Origin of the sequence: Allopontixanthobacter confluentis, from assembly GCF_009827615.1 — a bacterium.
Lineage (GTDB): Bacteria > Pseudomonadota > Alphaproteobacteria > Sphingomonadales > Sphingomonadaceae > Allopontixanthobacter > Allopontixanthobacter confluentis.
Window position 1 is genome coordinate 756,271 of record NZ_WTYU01000002.1, and the last position, 22,874, is coordinate 779,144.

Here is a 22,874-nt window from a genome sequence, read left to right on the forward strand (position 1 = left end):
TATGCCAAAAGCCATGTGTGCCCAAACATTAATTCGGGCAACTGCGTGGTTCCATCCACTTAAGGGGTAAGCTTCTTGCTGTCACTACTGGCTTCTGCGGCCGCATCCGCGCCAATTCAATGGACGCAGCTGGGTCTGCAGCCGGGGATTGATCTGGGCTTCTTCACACTGCGGTTCTACTCGCTTGCCTATCTGGGCGGCATTCTGTTTGCCTATTGGCACTTGTCGAAGATGATCAAGGCGCCCGGCGCACCGATGGCGCAGCGCCATGTGGATGACCTGTTTTTCTACTGCACGCTGGGCATCATCCTGGGCGGCAGGCTGGGCTATGCCACCTTTTACGATCCATCGCTGTGGACCAGTGTCAAACTGTTCCAGCTGTGGACCGGCGGCATGAGCTTCCATGGCGGGCTGATGGGCGTGCTGCTGGCAATTGCCTATGTCTGCTGGCGCGGACAGCTGAATTTCCTGCGCGTGTCCGATTATATCGCCGTCAACGTGCCGGTGGGCATGATGCTGGGCCGGCTGGCCAATTTCATCAATGGCGAATTGTGGGGCCGCCCTGCCGATGTGCCATGGGCCATGGTGTTCCCCGGGGCCGGGCCATTGGCGCGCCATCCCTCGCAGCTTTACGAAGCCGCGCTGGAAGGCGCGATCCTGATTGTCATTCTGATGGTGATGTTCTGGCAAAGCCGTGCGCGCTATCGCCCCGGCCTGCTGGTGGGCGTATTTACCACCGGCATCGCGCTGGGCCGTTTCATCGTGGAATTCTACCGCGAACCGGATTCGCAACTGGCCGAATTTGCCCGTGAAACCGGCCTGTCCATGGGGCAATGGCTAACTGTCCCGCTGATCCTGCTGGGCGTGGTCATCACGGTGCGCGCGCTGATGAAACCGCCACTGGCAAGCGGGACGGGAACCCCTGCTGCCGCATGAATGACGCCGCTTTGACTACGGCGGACATGTTCCGCCGGCTGATCCGTACCACTGGCCCGATTTCGCTGTCCCAGTTCATGGGGGAAAGCAATGCGCGCTATTACGCGGGCAAGGACCCGATCGGCACGCGCGGCGATTTCATCACCGCACCTGAAATCAGCCAGATGTTTGGCGAACTGATTGGCCTGTGGTTGGCGGATATGTGGATGCGCGCCGGGCGGCGCGATCCGGTTTATTACGTGGAACTGGGGCCGGGGCGCGGCACATTGGCGAAAGATGCGCTGCGCAGTGCGAAGCGATATGGGCTGAACATGCAGCCGCATTTTATCGAAGGATCGCCTGCCTTACGCGAAATCCAGCGCGCTGCTGTGCCCGGTGTCATCCATCATGATGATTTTTCGACTGTCCCTGCCAATGGCCCGCTGCTGGTGGTGGGCAACGAATTCTTCGATGCCCTGCCCGTCCGGCAACTGGTCCGCGCTGCCGAAGGCTGGCGCGAACGGATGGTGGCGCTGGAAGGGGACGCCTTCGTCTTTGCCGCAGGCAGCCAGCCGATGGATGCCGCCGTGCCCGATGGCTGGCGCCAGGCAGTGCAGGGCGCAATTATCGAAACCTGCCCCGGCGCATCGGCAGTGATGGCGGACATTGCCGCGCGGCTGAAACGGCAGGGCGGGGCGGGCCTGTTTATCGATTATGGCCATGCCGATATGCGCGGCGGGTCAACCCTTCAGGCCGTGCGCAACCACCGGAAAGTGGACCCGTTCTCCAGCCCCGGCGAAGCAGACCTGACGGCCCATGTGGATTTTGCCACGCTGGCACAGGTGGCGCAGGCCAGCGGTGCGCGCTGGCTGGGCACGGTGACGCAGGGCGAATGGCTGAAACGGCTGGGCATCGACATGCGGACAGAGGCGCTTGCGCGGCAGGCGCCGCACTATAAAACCGCGCTGGACCAGGCCAGACACCGGCTGACCGCAGATGACCAGATGGGCCTGCTGTTCAAGGTGATGGGGCTGGCAGCGCCGGTGTGGACCGGCGGAACCGGATTTTCCGATAGCTAGGAATTGGCGTCAGGGCGCGTCGATCGTGCGGGCCAGTTCACGCGCGGCCTGTGCCGGGCTGCGTTTATCGTCCAGCCGGTCCACCGCATAATTCGCCTGGCGCATGGCTTCGACCGAAATCGCGCCGATCAGCGGCTTCAGCGCGGCGAGCAGTTCACTGTCCTTCGCGGCCTGGGGTGATATCAGCACCAGCGCATCATAGGATGGCAAGGCGCCGCGCGGGTCTTCCAGCACCAGCAGGCCGTCGGCGGCCACGCGGCCATCGGACGTATAAGCCGATATCACATCAGCCTCGCCGCCCTTCAGCGCATCATACATGAAAGTGCTGGTGAAAGTGCGCTGGCGGCCGAATTTCAGGCCATAGGCATCTTCCACCGCCAGCCATTCGGGCCGCCGGAAAAATTCCACATCGCCGCCAATGGTCAGCCGCCGTGCCTCCCGCGCCAGATCATCCATGGTTTCGATGCCAAGCTGGCGTGCGCGGTCTTTCTTCATGGCAAAGGCATAGGCATTTTCGAAACCCAGCCGCCCCAGTACCAGCGTGCCGGTGGTGTCGGCTTCCCAGCGGACCAGCTGTTCATACATGGCATCGCGGCCCGGATTGTCGCTGCGTTTCAGCTGATTGGTCCACAATGTGCCGGTATAATCGACCGCTATGTCGATCTCCCCGCTGGTGACTGCTTCATGGACCACGGCGGAACCCAGCCCGTCGCGATATTCCACTGCATATCCTGCATCCTGCAGCCGCTGGCCAATCAGGCGCGCCAGCACATATTGTTCGGAAAACGGCTTCGCCCCGATGACAATGGCGTTATCGTCCGTTGCCCGCTGGGCAAAAGCGGCCGCCAGAATACCGGCCAGTGCCAGCGTGATACCGGCCCACACCAGCCAGCGTCTGCGCATCTGGAACCCGCGCTCGATCGCGCCCAGCAGCGCGTCTGTCACCAGCGCCAGCCCGGCAGATGCAATGCACCCGGCCAGCACCAGCGCCCAGTTCTGCGTCTGCAACCCGGCAAATATCGGATCCCCAAGGCTGGTCTGGCCAATGGTGGTGGACAGGGTGGCAGCGCCAATCGTCCAAACCGCCGCAGTGCGGATGCCGGCCATAATGTAAGGCGCAGCCAGCGGCGCTTCGACCAGTTGCAGCTTTTGCCAGCGGGTCATGCCCACTGCGTCTGCGGCTTCCAGCACGCCTGCATCCATCTGTTCCTGCGCGGTGACGGTGTTCCGCAGGATGGGCAGCAGCGCATATAGCGTCAGCGCCAGCAAGGCCGGCAGGAAGCCCAGCGTGGGCAGCCCCTCGCCAAACACCGCGCGCAGGGACAGCAGCACAGGGAAGAACAGCGCCAGCAGCGCCAGCGCCGGGATGGTCTGGACCAGGCTGGAAAAACCCAGCGCCACGCGCGATACCGCTGGCGAACGATTGGCCCAGACGGCCAACGGCAGGGCGATAATTATGCCCAGCCCCAGCGCCGCTGCGGCCAGCAGCACATGGGCTGCCAGCTTGTCACCCAGACTGGCCAGATTGACGAGAATATCGTTCATGAAGCCCGCCTGTTCATCAGGCCGGCCCGTCCAGCTGCGCCATCTGTGCCAGTGCCGCTGCCTGTTCGCGCGGCACGGCCACCATTGCCTGGGCAATAGGGCCGCCAGCGCCTTTCAGCAGCGACCGGGGCGTTTCGTCCGCCACGATGCGGCCTTTTTCCATCACCAATATCCGGTCTGCCAGCAGCAATGCTTCGGCCATGTCATGGGTGACCATCATGGTGGTAAGGTTCAGCTGGCCATGCAGGGCGCGCACCCGTTTGCCCAGCCCGTCCCGCGTCAGCGGGTCCAGCGCGCCGAAGGGCTCGTCCATCAGCAGCAACTGCGGATTACCTGCCAGCGCCCGCGCCACGCCGATGCGCTGGCGTTGCCCGCCGGACAATTCATGCGGCATCCGCCCGGCATAGGAACCATCCAGTTCCACCAGTTCCAGCAGTTCTGCAATGCGGCCATCTGATGCCCGCGTGCCTGACAGGCGCGGGCCGATACCGATATTGTCCGCCACATTCATATGGGGAAACAGGCCGACACCCTGAAACACATAGCCGATCCGGCGGCGCAGCATGGCGGGCGCTGCATCCTGCACATTGTCCCCTGCCAGCAGCACCTGGCCACTGTCAGGATCGCCCAGCCGGTTGACCGTTTTAAGAAGGGTGGATTTGCCCGAGCCTGATGCACCCACCAGCGCGACAAAACTGCCCGCCGCTATGCCGCAGCTGACCCCGTCCACCGCAACGTCCACCGCGCTGTCCTCCGTGACCGTGCTCGCGAACGCCTTGCGGACATTCACAAATTCAAGCAGCGCGTGGGAAGGTTGGTCCATCGCCTGCTGTCCTATGGGCAGTTGGCGGCCAGGTCAAAATCTGGCCGCTGTTTCTGCCTATAGCGAGGAAAGGGGCAGCGTCAGCCGCGCAAGGAAGCCTTCGGGCTGCATTTCGCGCAGCAGCTTGCCGCGAAGCTGGCTGGTCACGGTCATTTCCACCAGCCGCGACCCGAAGCCCACCCGGTCAGTGTCCACCGGGGCCGGGCCATGTGTTTCGCGCCATTCGATCACCGCGTCGTCGCCATCTTTGGTGATGGTGACAGCCACCTTGCCGCCGCGCACCGACAGCGCGCCATATTTTGCAGCATTGGTGGCAAATTCGTGGAACACCAGCGCCAGCGGCGTGGCCGAACGCACACTGATATGCACTTCTTCGCCCACGATGGTGAGGCGGCTTTCCTGCCCGTCGACATAGGGTTCCATCAGCACTTCGAGCAGACCATGCAGGCTGTCACCCTTGGCACTGTCAATCGGGCGCACAAAATCATGCGCGCGGCCCAATGCGCGGATCTTGCCGGTCAGTTCCTCGGCGAAATCCTTCACTTCGGGCTTGTTGCGCGATGTCAGCGCGACCAGGCCGGAAATGACCGCAAAGATGTTCTTGATCCGGTGGGAAAGTTCACTTGCCAAAAGCTCGCGGCTTTCGGATTCGCGGTATTTGTCGTCAATGTCAGTGACCGTGCCGATCCACCGGATAACCGCGCCGTGGGGGCCCTGCACCGGCATGGCGCGGGCCAGCACCCAGCGAAAAGCGCCATCCGCGTGCTTCAGGCGATATTCCATTTCAAACGGTTCGCCGGCAACCAGCGCATTGGCCCATTTGGCATGAAACATCTTTATTTCATCCGGGTGGACATGCTCTGCCGCGCTATCGGGGATCGGCCCTGCCGGCTGGCCGGAAAATTCGAACCAGCGGCGGTTGCAATAATCGATCCGGCCCGAAGTATCGGCCGACCAGACAATATCGGGAATGCCATCGGCCAGCACTTGCAGGCGGGCGGATGTCTCCAGCAGTTCGGATTGGGACAGCAAATGCTGCTGCCGGTCACGCAGGCGGCGCATGACTGATTGCGCCATCACCTGCAGACCCTGCATCTGCATGTGGTTCAGCCCTTCGGGGCGCGGAACGGTATCAATCGCGCATAAAGCGCCAATGGGCGTGCCATCTTCCCCCACCAGCGGCGCGCCTGCGTAAAACCGCACATGCAGCGGGCCGGTTACTGCGGCAAAATCAGCAAAACGCGGGTCACTGGTGGCATCGGGCACCACCAGCGGTGCATTGCCCAGCATCGCATGGGCGCAGAACGAGGTTGAAACCGGCGTTTCGCGGTCTTCAATCCCCTCCCGCACGAGAAACAACTGCCGTTCGGCTTCGACAATGCTGATAGTGGATACCGGCACATCGCATAGCTTCGCCACGAATTTGACAATCGCTGCCAGTTCCGCATCATCTTCAAGCGCATTGATGCCATAAGGCTCCAACGCGCGATTGCGCGAAGTACGGGTTTCTACGCTGCACGAATCAGCATTCGTGTTGGGCAAAGTGTTGATTGTGTTCAATTTCATTCTTCCAATTCACTCCCATTATAGAAGAATTTCCAGATTCCCCAACGATATTCGCCCGCAAACTTAACCTGCGCGACGTTTGGCAATGCTACCCGTTTGCGGGCGCGGTCAGGCTCGGCTATGCGGCGGATCGAAAAGACTTACCCGGCAGAGGAACTATAATGCGCGCGACTCCCGATTTCGATTTTGCCCTTGGCGACAATGCGGACATGATCCGCGAAACGACGGCCCGGTTTGCAGATGAAGTGATCGCGCCTCTGGCCGAGAAAGCGGATCGTGAAGACTGGTTTCCGCAAGAACTGTGGCCCAAGATGGGTGAACTGGGCCTGCACGGAATTACCGTGGAAGAAGAGCATGGCGGGCTGGGCCTGGGCTATATCGAACATGTCATTGCGGTGGAGGAAATCAGCCGCGCCAGTGCCAGCGTGGGCCTGAGCTATGGCGCGCATTCCAACCTGTGCATCAACCAGATCCGGCGCTGGGGCAATGATTCCCAGAAGGCGAAATATCTGACCAAGCTGATCAGCGGCGAACATGTTGGCAGCCTGGCGATGAGCGAAGCTGGCGCCGGGTCGGACGTGGTGTCGATGAAGCTGAAGGCTGACAGCGTGGATGGCGGCTATGTGCTAAACGGCACGAAATTCTGGATTACCAATGCCACCTATGCCGATACGCTGGTGGTTTACGCCAAGACCGCACCGGGTGAAGGCAGCCGGGGGATCACTGCCTTCCTGATAGAAAAAGGCATGGACGGTTTTTCCATCGGCCAGAAGATCGACAAGATGGGGATGCGCGGCAGCCCCACGGCGGAACTGGTGTTCAACGATTGTTTCGTGCCGGAAGACAACATCATGGGCCCGCTGCATGGCGGTGTTGGCGTGCTGATGAGCGGGCTGGATTATGAACGGGTCGTGCTGTCCGGCATCGGCCTTGGCATCATGCAGGCCTGCCTCGACACGGTCATTCCCTATCTGCGCGAACGCAAGCAATTCGGCAAACCGATCGGCAGTTTCCAGCTGATGCAGGCCAAGGTGGCGGACATGTATGTCGCGCTGCAATCGGCGCGGGCCTATGTCTATGCCGTGGCCAAAGCGTGCGATACTGGCCACACCACCCGCTTCGATGCGGCAGGCGCAGTTTTGCTGGCCAGTGAAAGCGCCTTTCGCGAAGCCGGTCAGGCAGTGCAGGCGCTGGGCGGTGCAGGCTATACCAAGGACTGGCCGGTGGAACGCTATCTGCGCGATGCCAAGCTGATGGACATTGGCGCCGGCACCAACGAAATCCGCCGCATGCTGATTGGCCGCGAACTGATCGGCGCGGAACGATGAGCGCCCCTACCCTGACGTCCACGCTGGATACCCAATCCCAAGCTGCACAAGCCAATGCGGCGCATAATCGCGTGCTGGCAGAGGAATTGCGCGCCAGGGTCGCGCAGACTGCATTGGGCGGACCAGAAGGCAGCCGTGACCGCCATGTCTCGCGCGGAAAGCTGTTGCCGCGGGAGCGGGTGGAGCGGCTGCTGGATCCCGGCTCGCCCTTTCTGGAAATTGGCCAGTTGGCGGCCAATGGCATGTATGGGGATGAAATTGCGGCGGCAGGCATGATTGCCGGCATTGGCCGCGTGTCGGGCCGCCAGTGCATGATCGTGGCCAATGATGCCACGGTGAAGGGCGGCACTTATTACCCGATGACGGTGAAGAAGCATCTTCGCGCCCAGGAAATCGCGCAGGAAAACCGCCTGCCGTGCATCTATCTGGTGGATAGTGGCGGGGCCAATCTGCCGCATCAGGCAGAAGTGTTTCCTGACCGGGACCATTTTGGCCGCATCTTCTTCAACCAGGCCAATATGTCGGCGCTGCAGATTCCGCAAATTGCCTGCGTCATGGGGTCCTGCACGGCGGGCGGCGCCTATGTGCCTGCCATGTCCGATGAAACGGTGATCGTGCGCAATCAGGGCACCATCTTCCTTGCCGGGCCGCCGCTGGTGAAAGCCGCCACGGGCGAGGAAATCAGCGCAGAAGACCTTGGCGGTGGCGATCTGCATGCGCGCAAGTCAGGCGTGGTGGATCATCTGGCGGAAAATGACGAACACGCCCTCACCATCGTGCGCGATATCGTCAGCCATCTGGGCAAGGCCCATGAACCCGATGTGGAAATGGCAGACCCGCGGCCCCCTGTGTTTGACGCGCAGGAGCTTTATTCGATCATCCCTGACGATGTGCGCGCACCCTATGATGTGCATGAAGTGATCGCGCGGCTGGTAGACGGCAGCGAATTTCATGAGTTCAAGGCGCAATATGGCGCAACGCTGGTGTGCGGCTTTGCCCATATCTGGGGCATGCCAGTGGCCATTCTGGCAAATAATGGCGTGCTGTTTTCAGAAAGCGCAGTGAAGGGCGCGCACTTCATCGAACTGGCCAGCCAGCGCGGCATCCCGCTGCTGTTTTTGCAGAATATTTCCGGCTTCATGGTCGGCGGCAAATATGAAGCCGAAGGCATTGCCAAACACGGGGCCAAGCTGGTGACGGCAGTTGCCACCGCCCAGGTGCCGAAAATTACGGTGGTGATCGGGGGCAGTTTTGGTGCAGGCAATTACGGCATGGCAGGCCGTGCCTATTCCCCGCGTTTCCTGTTCACCTGGCCCAATGCGCGCATCAGCGTGATGGGCGGCGAACAGGCGGCCAGCGTGCTGGCAACCGTGCACCGCGATGCTGACAGCTGGACACCGGAACAGGCCGAAGAATTCAAGGCACCTATTCGCCAGAAATATGAAGATGAAGGCAATCCCTATTACGCCACGGCCCGCCTGTGGGATGACGGTGTGATTGACCCTGCGCAGACGCGCGATGTGCTGGGCCTTGCCTTTTCCGCCTGCCTTGAAGCACCAATCAACCCGCAGCCGCGCTTTGGTGTGTTCCGGATGTAGCCTGCGGCCAATAGGGGATGCCTGCACAATGAACGCTGCCAAGGTGCCATCGGCAAAATCGCTTGCCCCGGCGAGGATCGATTATGCGCTGGGCGTGCTATCCTTATGTCTTCTTGCAGCAGCCTTGACCGCGCTGTTTCGCGGCATGTCAGAATGGCATCTGCTGCCAGCGCGCCTGTGGCTGCACATCATCACGGTGGTCACGGCAACGGCAATCACGCCGGTCATGCTGTGGCGCCGGCGGGGGGACACAGGGCACCGCATCCTCGGATATATCTGGGTCGGCTGCATGGTGACAACGGCGCTGGCGTCCTTCACCTTGCATTTCCTCAATCCGCCATCAGGGTTCAGCCCGATCCATCTTCTGTCCGTGCTGACCCTGGTGGTGTGCTGGCAATTGGTGGCCCGGGCGCGCGCGCACAAGCCGTTTGAACATCGAAAGCAGGTGCGCGGAATAGTGATTGGCGCGTTGCTGATTGCCGGATTTTTCACATTTCCCTTCAACCGGTTGATGGGGATCTGGCTACAGGGATTGCCGGTTTTCAATTAAAACCATTTCTTTGTGATCGTAATTGGTTTGCTTGGGTGTAAGTTGCCTGCGGGAGAGTGCATGACCGAACATGATCACGGGTTTTCCGACCCGCCACCATCGCTGCTGTCGCGTTTTGTGCGGTGGATCATCCTGTGGGTTTACCGCTGGAAAGGCTGGCAGCTGGAAGGTGGCCTGCCCGACACGCGCAAATTCGTGATTGCGGGCGCGCCGCATACATCCAACTGGGATTTCGTCTTCTTTGTCGGGGCGACCGAGAAGCTCGGCATCAAGCCCAGTTTCATGGGCAAGAATACGCTGTTCAAATGGCCGATGACCCGGTTCATGCTGGATATGGGCGGCGTGCCGGTGGACCGGTCCAAACGCGCCAATTATGTCGATCAGATCGCGGCGGAATTCGCCCGGCGTGATGAACTGGCGCTGGTGATCGCCGCCGAAGGCACGCGCGGTTCCAATGGCGAATGGCGATCGGGCTTTTACCACATTGCACAGGCTGCCGGTGTTCCCATCGTGCCGGCATGGGTGAACAACCGCACCATGCAACTGGGCTTTGGCCCGGCCATCACGCCCAGCGGCGATTATGCTGCTGATCTGGGAAAAATTGCCGACTATCTGCTTTCCAAAGTGCCGGACGAGCCGCGCTTCAAACAGCTGGCAGCGCAGGTAAAGCGGCTGAAGGAGGCCAGCGATGACTGATATCCTGCTGACCAATGCGGCAATCCTGCTGGCGCTGGTGCTGGCGCTGTGGGTAATTTCCATGACCATTAACGATGTGTCCTTCATCGACGCATTCTGGGGCGCCGGCATGGGGGTGCTGGCCATTACCAGCTGGATGCAGCTGGCCGGCCGCGGCACTTTGGCCACGCTGATCATGATCATGGCGGCAGCGTGGGGCTTCCGGCTCGGCATTTATTTGTTCCGGCGCTGGTCACACGAAGGGGAAGACCAGCGATATGAACGAATGCTGCGCAAGGACCGTGAACAAGGGCGCTTTGCCCTTGCGGCACTAACCAAGGTGTTTCTGGGCCAGGCTGTGCTGCTGTTCATGGTCTGCCTTCCGGCGCAAACGGGCATCATCGCTGCTGGCGCGGCAGGGATTGGGCCATGGGTGCAGGCCCCGCTGGTTGGGGCAGGGCTGGCCCTTTATTGTGTCGGCATCTTTTTTGAATGGGTGGGTGACTGGCAGCTGGCCCGGTTCAAGGCGGACCCGGCCAACAAGGGCAAGGTGCTGGATACCGGCCTGTGGCGCTATACCCGCCACCCAAATTATTTTGGCGACGCCTGTGCATGGTGGGGCATCTGGCTGGTGGCGGCCCACACGGGCAACGCTGCGGTCATGTGGAGCGTGATCGGGCCTCTATTCCTGACCTTTACACTCACCAAATGGTCAGGCGCGGCGCTGCTGGAAAAAGGGATGAAGAAAACCCGCCCCGAATATGACAGCTACAAGCAGCGCACTTCGGCCTTTATCCCGCTGCCACCGCGCAAACCGGGCTGACCCCACTGCGGCTGGCCCCAACCGCAGCTGGAATCGCGAAAATTGCGACAATATAGAAACTTACCCTGCGCCTGTTCGTTGGTGGGGCAATAAACAGGAGAATGTCATGCGTAATTCCATCAAAGTTGCCTTCGCGGCCCCGCTTGCCCTCGCCATTTCGGCCTGCGGGGACAAGGATGCGGCGGACCAGCAGGTCGCCGCTGGCGGCACTGAAACCACGGCGCCAGTCACCACCAACGCGCCTGCCCAAATGCCGGCTGTGGCAGCAGATGCCCGCACTTCGGTCCAATATGCCGGCGCCTATGACCAGCGTCTGCCCGACGGCCGCACGCGCACCATCACGCTGAATGCGGACGATACCTATACCGTGCGTGATGAAAACGGTGTTGAAACCACCGGTACGTATAATTGGTATAGCGACAACAGCCGCATCCTGATTGGCACTGGCGCGAACAAGCAGGTCTATGCCATCGCCGATGGCGCCATTTACCAGCTGGCGGATGAAAATACGCCGGTAACAGGCGCAATGACAGCGGATCAGGCATATTTCCGCAGCGCGGGCACTGCCCCTGCGATGTGATCTGGCCTAACGCCAAATGATCCAGACAGACCCCGCCTGCAGCATGGCTGCAGGCGGGGTTTCTGTTTGTGCGGTGCGGATTACTTTGCCTCGGTGACGCGCCCTGTTTCGGGCAGCTGGCGCAAGGGCACCGCCCGAAGATAGGCTTCCATCGCATCCAGATCGACCGGTCCTGTCACCACATTGGTGCCATCTGCAAACACCGTGAAACCATCACCGCCTGCGGCCAGGAAACTGTTCATGGTTACACGGTAGGTGGCGGCAGGGTTGATCGGCTTGCCATCCAGCGATGCTGCCACCAGCCTGCTGCCGGACGGGCGGCGCATGTCATAGCGCATGGCAAACCCTTCCGATGGCGAAAATGTCTGCGCGAAACCGTCATCATCAAACTGCTGTTCCAGCAGCGCCAGCAGCTGCGCGCCGGTAAAGCTCTTGGTGATCAGCGTATTGCCAAAGGGCTGGACCGAATAGATATCGCCATAGGTCACAGTGCCATCGGCGGCGGCGTTCATGGGGGTGCGCACACCGGAATTGTTCATGAAGGCAATCTGCGCGCCTTGCGCCCTGGTGGCAAACAATTGGGCATCGGCAATCAGATTGCCCAGCTGCGTTTCTTCTGTTGCTGGCCCGGGGTCAGCCGCGCTGCCGCTGACTTTGCCCACCGGGCGCTGCGCTGCCTCGCGCGATGCGGCCACATAGGTGCTGACATATTCGGCAACTTGCGGGTCCGGCGCATATTGCCTGAAGGCAGGATTGGCAGGCACAGGCGCGCCTGCGGCATCGCGGCCCTGGCTCTGCACGACGACATTATCCGCGCTGGCGGCAATCACATCATTACGGGCCAGATCCACCGTTAACGCAATGTCGGTCAACAAGGATCCGCCGTAACCGGCGCTGGTGACAAGGAATTTGCGGCTTGGGTCAATGGCGGAATAATCGCACACATATGCGCGGTGAGTGTGGCCTGAAATTACCACATCCACGCGCGGGTCCAGCCGCGCAAGAATATCCAGCAAAGCCCCGGAAACGCCGCCGCAGCTTTTGTCATTCACGCCCACTTCTGTGGAAAGGCCCTGATGGATTGATACCACGATGGCATCGGCCCCTTCGGCTTCCAGCCTGGGCACCAGCGCGTTGATCGTATCGGCTTCATCAAGAAAGGTCAGCCCATCAACTCCGCTGGGCGTGACCAGCGATGGCGTATCCTTGAGGGTGAGGCCGATGACCCCGACCGACACTTGCGCCGCGCCTGTGCCAAACCGTTTGATGCCATAAGGCGCAAACAGCGTTTCACCGCCGGGCATGATGACATTGGCCGCCAGGAAACGGAATTTCGCGCCGGGAAATGGCTGTTCCACCTGGCATGGCTGGCGCAATGTATATTGGGTGCAGCCGCCGTTCTGCATCCGCTGCAATTCCTGCCATCCGCGGTCAAATTCGTGATTGCCCACCGCGTTGAAATCCAGCCCGATCCTGTTCATCGCGCCAATGGTGGGTTCGTCCAGAAAAATGGATGATGCCAGCGGGCTGGCGCCAATCAGATCACCCGCCGCAATGACCATATTATAGGCATTCTGGGTGCGCGCCTCAGCGACAGCGCTGGCAAGATAGGCCGCGCCTGCCAATTGGGCCTGTTCTGATTTGCCATCAGCAACCGGCACTTGCGACAGGCGGGGAAAGGGTTCCAGATTGCCGTGAAAATCATTCAGCCCGATAATCCGCACAGTGGCCGTCTGGGGCGTTTGCGCCGGGCTTACGGGGGCAGGAATGGTCGCGCAGGCCGACAGGAACAGGGCCGCAACGGATGAAAGGATGAATCGCATGGTCATGGCACTGGCACTTAGCGGCAGAGCATGACGGCGGGAAGTCATTGCGTGCCCTGCACAAACCGCAGCCATAAGCCTGCGCCCGTAAATTCGCTCCCATAAACCTTCGCCCGGTGCGCAGCCCCTATAATTCCTGTGCGGCAGCCCAGCCGCTGGCCCATGCCCATTGAAAATTATATCCGCCCAGCCAGCCTGTCACATCCACTGCTTCGCCAATGGCATAAAGGCCGGGGACACGCTTGGCTTCCATAGTCTGGGACGAAAGTTCAGCAGTGCTGATACCGCCCGATGTCACTTCTGCCTTGGCCAGCCCTTCGGACCCATTGGGACAGAACGGCCACCGCAGCAGCTGGTTTTCGGCATCATCCAGAACCTTGTCGGACAGGTTCTGCAAATCGCCTTCATGGCCCAGCCGGTCTGCCAGCGTGGCGGCCAGCCTGTGCGGCAGGGCATCTTTCAGCAGGCTGCGGATGGAAGCGCGGGGGGCGGCGCGCTTGGCATCGCGCAGCCAGCCGCGCGGGCGCCCGGGCAGGAAATTTATCTCGACCATGTCGCCGGGGCGCCAATAGGATGAAATCTGGAGGATGGCGGGGCCGGACAGGCCGCGATGGGTGAACAGGGCAGCTTCATGAAATGTCGTCTTGCCGCAACGGGCATCTACTGGCGCAGACACGCCCGAAAGATCGCGGAACAGCACATCATCGCCGCCCAATGTCAGCGGCACCAGCGCAGGGCGCGGCTCCACCACTTTCAGCCCGAACTGGCGGGCCAGATCATAGGCAAAGCCAGTCGCACCCATTTTGGGTATTGAAGGGCCGCCAGTGGCAATGACAAGGGCAGCAGCAGTAATGTCAGCGCCATTGGCGGTGACCGTAAACTGGCCGTTGCCATGTGCCACGTGGGTCACATCCTGGTCGCAGCGAATGTCCGCGCCGCCAGCGCGGCATTCTTCCAGCAGCATGGCGACAATCTGTTTCGACGAACCATCACAGAACAATTGCCCGAGGGTTTTCTCATGCCAGGCGATGCCGTGGCGTTCGACCAGTGCCAGAAAATCGCTGGCAGTATAGCGGCTGAGGGCGGATTTGGCGAAATGGCGGTTGGCCGAAAGATAGCGGTCAGGCGCGGTGTTGAGATTGGTGAAATTGCACCGTCCGCCGCCGGAAATGAGGATTTTCTTGCCCGGCTGGTCCGCCTTTTCGAGCACCACGACGCGGCGCCCGCGCTGGCTGGCAATGGCCGCGCACATCAGCCCGGCAGCACCGCCGCCAAGAATGATAGCATCGTAAGTCTGGGTCATCGGGTTCTCGGTTCTGGCGTCAGAGTGCGGCACAGGCGACGACGCCTGCCAGTATGAAAGTCGGCACCGCCATGAACCTGACGAGGACAGGCGGCAACCGCTTTGCCCAATATTGCGAATAGGCCTGATGCCAGCGGCGCGGAGCGACCAATATGGCCACTGACGACAGCAGGATAAACCAGCCGGCAATACTGAAAATATGCGGTGCGCCGGAATAATCCGCCCGCACCACCAGCGCCGCGCCTGCCAATGCCCGCAACCCATGTTCGCCGATCTGGATGGGCCAGGTGCTGCCCATGCGGCCCAGCATTGCCAGCGCCAGTTCGGGCCGGATGGCGCAAACCAGTCCCACCACCAGCAGCCAGCCCGCCGCCACCAGAATTACGCCAAGCGCAATCGTCTGGAGCAGCGGGCCGTCCAAGATATCAGGTGTCCAGATTGGCCACGTTCAGCGCATTTTCCTGAATGAATTCGCGGCGTGGTTCCACGATGTCGCCCATCAGGCGGGTGAAGATTTCATCCGTTACATCGGCGTCTTCCACCTTTACCTGAAGCAAGGCGCGATTGTCCGGGTCCAGCGTGGTTTCCCACAATTGGTCGGCATTCATTTCGCCCAGCCCCTTGTAACGGGCAATCGACAGGCCCTTGCGCCCAGCGGCCAGCACGGTGTCGAGCAATTGGGTCGGGCGGGTGATGGATTCGTCGGCAGAAATGACCGGTGCGTCAGTATCGCTCTGGGCGTCACCCTCGTCACCTTCTTCTGCCGGTGCATCGGCAGATGCCTTCACCAGGCGCGACGGGTTTTCGTACACTTCGGCCTGTTCCATGGCGATCTTGTGCATCTTGCGGGCTTCTGCACTGGTCAGGAACGCCGCTTCTATTTCGTGCACATCGGTCACTCCGCGCCACAGGCGGTCAAACCGGGCAGATCCGTCTTCACGCAGGGACGCAGACCAAGTGGCCTCGCTGTCACCCAGTTTCAGGCGGCGCGCTGCATTGGTCAAAGCTGCTTCGCGGCCGGCACGGTCCAGTTCAGGGTCGAGCACGCCGGCCAGCGCCATCGCCTCGATCAGCGAAGGGTCATATTTGCGCGGCACAAAGGCCATCAGATTGCGGATACGCAGCGCATGTTCCACCAGACTGGCAAGATCAGCGCCGGTGCGCGCGCCGGTGCTGCTTTCCAGCACACGGCCCTGCAGCCCGCCTTCCACCAGATAGCGGTCCAGCGCGGCCTGATCCTTCAGATAGACTTCGCTGCGGCCCTTGGCCACTTTGAACAGCGGCGGCTGGGCAATGAACAGATAGCCGCCACGGATGATTTCCGGCATCTGGCGATGGAAGAAGGTGAGCAGCAAAGTGCGGATATGCGCGCCGTCGACGTCAGCGTCGGTCATGATCACGACCTTGTGATATCGCAGCTTCTCGATGTTGAATTCATCGCGGATGCCAGTGCCCATCGCCTGGATCAGCGTGCCCACTTCCTTGGAGGAAATGATCCGGTCAAACCGGGCGCGTTCCACGTTGAGGATTTTACCTTTCAGCGGCAAAATCGCCTGATAATGCCGGTCGCGGCCCTGTTTTGCGCTGCCACCGGCGGAATCGCCTTCGACCAGGAACAGTTCGGATTTCGCCGGATCGCGTTCCTGACAGTCAGCCAGCTTGCCGGGCAGCGATGCAATGTCCATCGCGCCTTTGCGCCGGGTCAGTTCGCGGGCCTTTTTCGCCGCTTCGCGGGCGGCGGCGGCATCGATGATTTTCTGCACGATGGTTTTGGCGTGGGCCGGGTTTTCTTCCAGCCAGTCGCTCATTTTGTCTGCCATCAGGCTTTCCAGCGGCTGGCGGACTTCCGAAGAAACCAGCTTGTCCTTGGTCTGCGACCCAAATTTGGGGTCAGCCAGCTTGACCGAAACAATCGCGGTCAGCCCTTCGCGCATATCTTCGCCCGAAAGAGACACTTTTTCCTTCTTCAGCGCGCCTGACCGTTCGGCATAGCCGTTCAGAGTGCGGGTCAGCGCCGCGCGGAATGCCGCCAGATGCGTGCCGCCGTCGCGCTGGGGAATGTTGTTGGTGAAGCACAGGACGTTCTCGTAATAGGAATCGTTCCATTCCAGCGCCACGTCGATGCCCATTCCGTCCCGTTCTGCCGAAATGGCAATGGGTTCGGGAATGAGGGCGACCTTGTTGCGGTCCAGATATTTGACGAACGCCGCAATGCCGCCTTCGTAATAAAGGTCATGCTCGGCCACTTCCTCGCCGCGCTTGTCGCGCAGTTTGATGTGCACGCCGGAATTGAGGAAAGCGAGCTCGCGGTAACGGTGCTCCAGCTTTTCAAAGTCGAAATCGAGCACGTTCTTGAATGTGTCGGTGCTGGCCTGAAAGGTGACGCGGGTGCCCTTGCGCGGGCCGCCATCTTCGGCTGGCGGTGCATCGCCTTTCTGGACGAGCGGGCCAACGGCGTCGCCATGCTCGAACCGCATCCAGTGTTCCTTGCCATCGCGCCAGATGGTCAGTTCCAGCCATTCGGACAAGGCATTCACCACAGAAACGCCCACACCGTGGAGGCCGCCCGATACCTTATAGGCATTTTCATCCGAGGTGTTTTCGAACTTACCGCCCGCGTGCAGCTGGGTCATGATGACTTCGGCGGCAGAAACGCCTTCTTCCTTGTGCATATCCACCGGAATGCCGCGGCCATTGTCTTCAACCGAGACCGATCCATCGGGGTTGAGTTCGATCAGCACCAGATCGCAATGCCCTGCCAACGCTTCGTCAATGGCATTGTCCGACACTTCGAACACCATGTGGTGCAGGCCCGAACCATCATCCGTATCGCCGATATACATGCCCGGCCGTTTGCGCACCGCATCCAGGCCTTTGAGAACCTTGATGGAATCTGCGCCATACAGGTTCTGGTTGGGGATGGCTTTGGCGGGGGTTTCGCTGTTGGCGGCAGGGGCGGCGGCAGGCGCTGCGCCGGGCTGGTTTTCAGGTGTTTCACTCATGCCATTCATATAGGTGCACAAGGGCCATTTAGGAAGGCACAATGCCCCCTTCCATCCACAGGCAATTCATGGTCAAACCGGGCCTATAAAAACGGATTGGCAACAACAGGTGAGGACGGGTGGATGCGTAAAACGGCTGCAAGAATGACTGCGGGGCTGATGGCCGCTGCGCTGATCGCCACAGGGCTGATAACCAGCCCGGCGGCTTTCGCTGCTGGCGAGGGCGAGACATTGCGCCCTGACCAGAGCACGTTTTTCGGGCTGTACAAGGAACTGGTCGAGACCAATACGACCGTGTCGCAGGGTAGCTGCACCCTTGCTGCCGAACGCATGGCGGCGCGGCTTAAAGCCGCTGGTTTTACCGATGATCAGCTGACCCTGTTTGCCACGCCGGAACACCCGAGGGATGGCGGGCTGGTGGCAGTGTGGCCCGGCACATCCAAGACGCTGAAACCGATGCTGCTGCTGGCCCATATCGACGTGGTCGAGGCCAATCGTGAAGACTGGGTCCGCGATCCGTTCACGCTGATTGACGAGGGCGGATATTATTACGGTCGCGGCACGGTAGACGACAAGGCGCAGGCAGCCATCTTTACCGATACTCTGGTCCGCTTCGCGCAGGAAGGCCACCATGGGCAACGCACGATCAAGCTGGCGCTGACCTGCGGGGAAGAAACCAGTGGCGCCTTCAATGGCGCGGAATGGCTGGCCGCCAACAAGCGTGACCTGATCGATGCCGAATTTGCCATCAATGAAGGCGGCGGTGGCCGCACCGATGGCATGGGCGTGTCGGAAGGCGGCAAGGTGGTGGTGCAGACCATTCAGGTGGGCGAAAAAGCCTATCAGGACTTCACCTTTACCGCCACCAACCCCGGCGGCCACAGTTCGCAGCCCGTGCGGGACAATGCCATCTATGCTATGTCGGAAGCCCTGCTGAAGGTGCAGGGAGCGCAATTCCCGCTGGAATTCAACGATACAACGCGGGCGTTTTTCGCCCAGGCGGGCAAGACCCGTGGCGGCGAATTGGGCGCAGCAATGATGGCGCTGGCTGCCAATCCGGATGATGCCGGGGCAGAAGCCATCGTCAATCAGGACAAGGCGCTCCATTCCATGCTGCGGACAACGTGCGTGGGCACGCTGGTGGATGGCGGCCATGCGCTGAACGCCTTGCCCCAGCGCGTGACGGCCAATGTCAATTGCCGGATGTTCCCGGGCCGGTCGACTGCCGAAACCAAAGCCGCGCTGGAAGCTGTGATCGGCAATCCTTCGATCAGTGTCGCACCGCGCATTGCCGACAAGCCGATTGCCAAGGTTCCGCCATTGGACCCGCGCATCATTTCCGCATCGGAAAGGCTGGTGGCCAAATATTTCCCCGGCCTGACCCTGCTGCCCACCATGTCCACGGGTGCAACAGACGCGGTTTACACAGGCTCTGTCGGCATCCCGACCTACGGCGTGCCGGGCCTGTGGGGCAATCCGGATGGCAATGGCACGCACGGTCTTAACGAACGGATCGAGAAGACCTCGCTCTATACCGGGCGCGATTTTCTGTATGAACTGGTGCGCAATCTGGCGGACACGAAATGATGACGACCGAAGACCTTGATGCAGCGCTGGCCGAACCGTTTGGCTCTTTCCCGGAAATAATCAGGGGGTGGGGCGCTGTGCGCGGCGATGCGCCTGCCCTGCGCGATGACAAGGGTGAGATCAGCTGGCGCGATTTGGCTGACCGGGTGGAACGTGTGGCCGCGCGCATGCAGCAGACGGGTTTGCAACGCGGGCAATCGGTGGCCATCGTCGGCACGTCGGACACATCCTATGCCACCATCTTCCTCGCGGCGGTGCGGGCAGGCGGGGTCGCTGCCCCGCTGACCACCAGTGCCACCCCGCAGCAGCTGGCGGCCATGGCGCAGGACAGCGGTGCCAGCCACCTGTTCATCGACCGGGCGAAGCTGACTGAACTGGGTGATGATTTCATGCCCGGCCTCCAGCGGATAATCTATGACGAGGAACTGGACGGCTGGATGGCACCGGAAGGGACCGAGGCCGCTGAATTCGTGCCGGTCCGGTCCGATCCGTTCAACATCATCTATTCCAGCGGCACCACGGGTACGCCCAAGGGCATCGTCCACAGCCACGGCATGCGCTGGTTCCAGTTCGCGGCCACTGCCAATGCCGTTTATGCAACAAGTTCGCAGGCGCTGACATCCACGCCGCTCTATTCAAACACCACGATGGTGGCATTCCTGCCTGCCTTGCTGGCGGGCGCCTGCGTCAACATCATGGGCAAATTCAACGCTGTCGGCTGGCTGGAGACAGCCCAACGCTACGGCGTGACCCACACCATGCTGGTGCCGGTGCAATATAAGCGGCTGATGGAAGAACCGCGGTTCGATGAATTCGACCTGCGGACGCTGTTCCTCAAATATTGCACTTCGGCACCGTTCCCCGCTGCTCTCAAGACAGAAGTGCTGCGGCGGATGCCGGGCGGGCTGATTGAAATTTACGGCATGACCGAAGGCGGCGTGACCTGCCTCCTTTATGCGCATGAATTTCCGGACAAGCTGCATACCGTTGGCCGCCCCGCACCGGGCCATGCGCTGAAAGTGCTGGGGGAAGACGATGTGGAATTGCCGCCGGGCGCATCGGGCAATCTGGTCGGCATTTCGCCAGCCATGATGGCCGGATACAAGAACCGGCCAGATGCCAGTGCAGAAGCGCTGTGGACCGACCCTGATGATGGCAGCGTGTGGATGCGCATGGGCGATATTGGCCGGGTCGATGAGGAGGGCTTTGTCGAACTGGTGGGCCGCGCCAAGGATGTGATCATTTCCGGCGGGTTCAATATCTACCCCGTCGATCTGGAAGGCGAATTGCTGAAAGAAACGGGCGTGGAAGAAGCCGCCGTCATCGGCGTGCCGTCGGATGCCTGGGGCGAAACGCCGCTCGGCTTTGTCCGGCTGAGTCATGATGCGCCGCAGCCTGCGGAAATCATGGCAGCGGTCAATGCACGGCTGGGGAAAACGCAGCGTCTGTCGGCACTGCACGCAATCGACGAAATGCCGCGCAGCCATATTGGCAAATTGCTGAAAACCGAATTGCGCGATCTGGCGACAAAGCTGCCAGAGTGACGGGCCAACCCGATCTTGCGGAACCAGATATTGCGGAAAAAAGTGGAGGCGCGGCCACCCCAAAGGGGGGGGGGGATTGGTAAGTGGCCGCGCCTCTCTTCCTTCGCTTGAGGGTAATGCAGCACGCGATCGTCAGGGGATCGGGGCGCTGCTTACCAGGCTGTGTCAAAAGACAACCTGCAAGGAAGGACAGGGCATGCAGCGCAATGCACTGACATGGTCCCTTTAGTTAAGGCCGGCCCAACACGATGGGAGAGGATATCTGTGAACCGGCTCGGACTGTGAAATAATGTTACAACATTGGTTATTCAAATGAGAAAACTGCAGGATGTGTTGCAGTTTTTGCAACGGATGGCGTGCGGATATCCGTAAATGGGTCGATCAGCCGCACGGCTGGTGTTGCACGCTGTGCAATTCATTCGCCGCACCTGCACGCTGTTGATACCGGCGCTGGACAGCGGGCGCCCTGCGCGCTTAACGCTGCGGGCCATGAACGCTGCACCCCACACCGATTCCGCTCATTCTGAAACAATTCAGGCTGATTCCATCCTCATTGTCGATTTCGGCAGCCAGGTGACGCAACTGATTGCGCGCCGTGTGCGCGAGGCAGGGGTCTATTCCGAAATCGCGCCGTACACGATGGCGGAAGAAGCATTCGAAAGGATGCGGCCCAAAGGCATTATCCTGTCAGGATCGCCCGCCAGCGTGCCTGATGAAGGCAGCCCACGCGCGCCGCAGATCCTGTTTGACAGCGGCCTGCCGATTTTGGGCATCTGTTACGGCCAGCAGGTAATGACGCAGCAATTGGGCGGCGAAGTGCGGCCCGGCCATGAAACCGGCGAAGGCGGCGAATTTGGCCGCGCTTTCCTGACGGTGAGCAAGGATTGCGCCCTGTTCGACGGTTTGTGGAAAGTGGGCGAGCGGCACCAGGTGTGGATGAGCCACGGCGACAAGGTTACGCGCTTTGCCGATGGGTTCGACATTGTCGCCACATCCGACGGCGCGCCATTTGCAGTCATCGCGGATGAGAAGCGCCGCTATTACGGCACGCAGTTTCACCCTGAAGTGGTGCATACGCCCGACGGCGGCAAATTGCTGGCCAACTTCGTCCACAAGGTCTGCGGGCTGGCGGGCGACTGGACGATGGCGGAATTCCGCAAGACCAAGATCGAGGAAATCCGCGCTCAGGTGGGGGATGGCAAAGTTATCTGCGGCCTGTCGGGCGGGGTGGACAGCGCGGTTGCTGCTGTCCTCATCCACGAGGCGATTGGCGACCAATTGACCTGCGTCTTTGTCGATCATGGTCTGCTGCGGATGAACGAACGCGAGCAGGTCGAAACCCTGTTCCGCGATCATTACAATATTCCGCTGGTGGTGGTGGATGCCGAACAACGGTTCATGGCCGGCCTCGACGGGGTGACGGACCCGGAAAAGAAGCGCAAATTCATCGGCGGTGAATTCATCAATGTGTTCGAGGAAGAAGCGCGCAAGATCGGCGGCGCAGATTTTCTGGCGCAAGGCACGCTCTATCCCGATGTGATCGAAAGCGTGTCCTTCACCGGCGGACCCAGCGTGACGATCAAGAGCCACCACAATGTGGGCGGCCTGCCGGAACGCATGAACATGAAGCTGGTCGAGCCATTGCGCGAATTGTTCAAGGATGAAGTGCGCGTGCTGGGCCGCGAACTCGGCCTGCCCGAAATCTTTGTTGGTCGCCACCCGTTCCCCGGCCCCGGCCTTGCCATTCGCATCCCGGGCGCAGTGAACAAGGAACGCTGCGATATTCTGCGCAAGGCGGATGCCATTTATCTGGAAGAAATCCGCAATGCGGGGCTGTATGATGCCATCTGGCAGGCATTTGCCGTGTTGCTGCCGGTCAAGACCGTGGGCGTGATGGGCGATCACCGCACCTATGACAGCGTGTGCGGATTGCGCGCCGTTACCAGCACTGACGGGATGACCGCCGATGTCTATCCGTTTGACGGGGCGTTTCTGGCATCGGTTGCTACGCGCATCGTGAATGAAGTGCGGGGCGTGAACCGCGTGGTGTATGATTACACCAGCAAGCCGCCCGGCACGATCGAATGGGAATAATCGGCGCACGCTGACCTGCCGAATGATGGTTGCCGCTGC

The 22,874-nt window shown here is 60.8% G+C and carries 18 protein-coding genes; 11 read left to right on the forward strand and 7 right to left on the reverse strand.

Going from position 1 to position 22,874, the window contains the following annotated elements; all coding sequences use genetic code 11:
* The first annotated feature begins 75 nt into the window (after nt 1–75).
* Both lgt and GRI44_RS11900 read left to right on the forward strand, forming a co-directional pair.
* Entirely contained in the window at nt 76–936 is an 861-nt protein-coding gene (lgt, locus tag GRI44_RS11895; protein WP_202386334.1) for a prolipoprotein diacylglyceryl transferase, read from the forward strand.
* On the forward strand, nt 933–1,994 hold the full coding sequence (locus GRI44_RS11900; protein WP_160601976.1) for a class I SAM-dependent methyltransferase: 1,062 nt from the start codon (nt 933–935) through the stop codon (nt 1,992–1,994). The genes lgt and GRI44_RS11900 overlap by 4 nt, the downstream gene beginning before the upstream one ends.
* A gap of 9 nt (nt 1,995–2,003) precedes the next feature.
* Here the strand turns inward: GRI44_RS11900 and GRI44_RS11905 are convergent, their stop codons facing one another.
* From GRI44_RS11905 to GRI44_RS11915, 3 genes are read right to left on the reverse strand one after another with little or no spacing between them, the layout of a single operon-like run.
* Complete coding sequence (locus GRI44_RS11905) at nt 2,004–3,539, reverse strand: ABC transporter permease/substrate-binding protein (protein ID WP_160601977.1); 1,536 nt, start codon at nt 3,537–3,539, stop codon at nt 2,004–2,006.
* 16 nt (nt 3,540–3,555) lie between these two features.
* On the reverse strand, nt 3,556–4,362 hold the full coding sequence (locus GRI44_RS11910; RefSeq protein WP_160601978.1) for an ATP-binding cassette domain-containing protein: 807 nt from the start codon (nt 4,360–4,362) through the stop codon (nt 3,556–3,558).
* A 57-nt stretch (nt 4,363–4,419) separates the two neighbouring features.
* Entirely contained in the window at nt 4,420–5,928 is a 1,509-nt protein-coding gene (locus GRI44_RS11915) for a sensor histidine kinase (RefSeq protein ID WP_160601979.1), read from the reverse strand.
* A gap of 161 nt (nt 5,929–6,089) precedes the next feature.
* On the opposite strand from GRI44_RS11915, the gene GRI44_RS11920 reads away from it, so the two are divergent.
* The 6 genes from GRI44_RS11920 (at nt 6,090) to GRI44_RS11945 (ending at nt 11,482) form a co-directional block, all read left to right on the forward strand.
* The gene (locus GRI44_RS11920; protein ID WP_160601980.1) at nt 6,090–7,256 is read left to right on the forward strand and encodes an isovaleryl-CoA dehydrogenase; all 1,167 of its coding nucleotides are present in this window, start codon (nt 6,090–6,092) and stop codon (nt 7,254–7,256) included.
* Nucleotides 7,253–8,854, forward strand: a complete 1,602-nt coding sequence (locus tag GRI44_RS11925; protein WP_160601981.1) for a carboxyl transferase domain-containing protein — start codon at nt 7,253–7,255, stop codon at nt 8,852–8,854. The genes GRI44_RS11920 and GRI44_RS11925 overlap by 4 nt, the downstream gene beginning before the upstream one ends.
* 28 nt (nt 8,855–8,882) lie before the next feature.
* The gene (locus GRI44_RS11930) at nt 8,883–9,404 is read left to right on the forward strand and encodes a DUF2306 domain-containing protein (RefSeq protein WP_160601982.1); all 522 of its coding nucleotides are present in this window, start codon (nt 8,883–8,885) and stop codon (nt 9,402–9,404) included.
* Nucleotides 9,405–9,464: 60 nt separating this feature from the next.
* Nucleotides 9,465–10,100: a lysophospholipid acyltransferase family protein gene (locus GRI44_RS11935; protein ID WP_160601983.1), complete on the forward strand. Its 636-nt coding sequence runs from the start codon at nt 9,465–9,467 to the stop codon at nt 10,098–10,100.
* Complete coding sequence (locus GRI44_RS11940; RefSeq protein ID WP_160601984.1) at nt 10,093–10,902, forward strand: DUF1295 domain-containing protein; 810 nt, start codon at nt 10,093–10,095, stop codon at nt 10,900–10,902. Before GRI44_RS11935 ends, GRI44_RS11940 begins: the two co-directional genes overlap by 8 nt.
* Before the next feature lie 106 nt (nt 10,903–11,008).
* Complete coding sequence (locus tag GRI44_RS11945) at nt 11,009–11,482, forward strand: copper resistance protein NlpE N-terminal domain-containing protein (RefSeq protein WP_160601985.1); 474 nt, start codon at nt 11,009–11,011, stop codon at nt 11,480–11,482.
* Nucleotides 11,483–11,562: 80 nt separating this feature from the next.
* Here the strand turns inward: GRI44_RS11945 and GRI44_RS11950 are convergent, their stop codons facing one another.
* From GRI44_RS11950 to gyrB, 4 genes are all read right to left on the reverse strand, one after another.
* Nucleotides 11,563–13,353: a bifunctional metallophosphatase/5'-nucleotidase gene (locus GRI44_RS11950; protein ID WP_232843126.1), complete on the reverse strand. Its 1,791-nt coding sequence runs from the start codon at nt 13,351–13,353 to the stop codon at nt 11,563–11,565.
* A 79-nt stretch (nt 13,354–13,432) separates the two neighbouring features.
* Nucleotides 13,433–14,608, reverse strand: coding sequence for a BaiN/RdsA family NAD(P)/FAD-dependent oxidoreductase (locus GRI44_RS11955; RefSeq protein WP_160601986.1), 1,176 nt, complete (start codon nt 14,606–14,608; stop codon nt 13,433–13,435).
* Between the two features lie 19 nt (nt 14,609–14,627).
* Nucleotides 14,628–15,029: a hypothetical protein gene (locus GRI44_RS11960; protein WP_160601987.1), complete on the reverse strand. Its 402-nt coding sequence runs from the start codon at nt 15,027–15,029 to the stop codon at nt 14,628–14,630.
* A 4-nt stretch (nt 15,030–15,033) separates the two neighbouring features.
* The gene (gyrB, locus tag GRI44_RS11965; RefSeq protein WP_408609200.1) at nt 15,034–17,619 is read right to left on the reverse strand and encodes a DNA topoisomerase (ATP-hydrolyzing) subunit B; all 2,586 of its coding nucleotides are present in this window, start codon (nt 17,617–17,619) and stop codon (nt 15,034–15,036) included.
* Nucleotides 17,620–17,733: 114 nt separating this feature from the next.
* Here gyrB and GRI44_RS11970 point away from each other — a divergent pair, with 114 nt between their 5' ends.
* The 3 genes from GRI44_RS11970 (at nt 17,734) to guaA (ending at nt 22,835) form a co-directional block, all read left to right on the forward strand.
* Nucleotides 17,734–19,197, forward strand: coding sequence for a M20/M25/M40 family metallo-hydrolase (locus tag GRI44_RS11970; protein ID WP_232843127.1), 1,464 nt, complete (start codon nt 17,734–17,736; stop codon nt 19,195–19,197).
* A complete protein-coding gene (locus GRI44_RS11975) occupies nt 19,194–20,741 on the forward strand; it encodes a class I adenylate-forming enzyme family protein (RefSeq protein ID WP_408609201.1) in 1,548 nt (515 codons plus the stop codon). The genes GRI44_RS11970 and GRI44_RS11975 overlap by 4 nt, the downstream gene beginning before the upstream one ends.
* A 489-nt stretch (nt 20,742–21,230) precedes the next feature.
* Nucleotides 21,231–22,835, forward strand: a complete 1,605-nt coding sequence (gene guaA / locus GRI44_RS11980) for a glutamine-hydrolyzing GMP synthase (RefSeq protein WP_160602387.1) — start codon at nt 21,231–21,233, stop codon at nt 22,833–22,835.
* Nucleotides 22,836–22,874 lie beyond the last annotated feature (39 nt).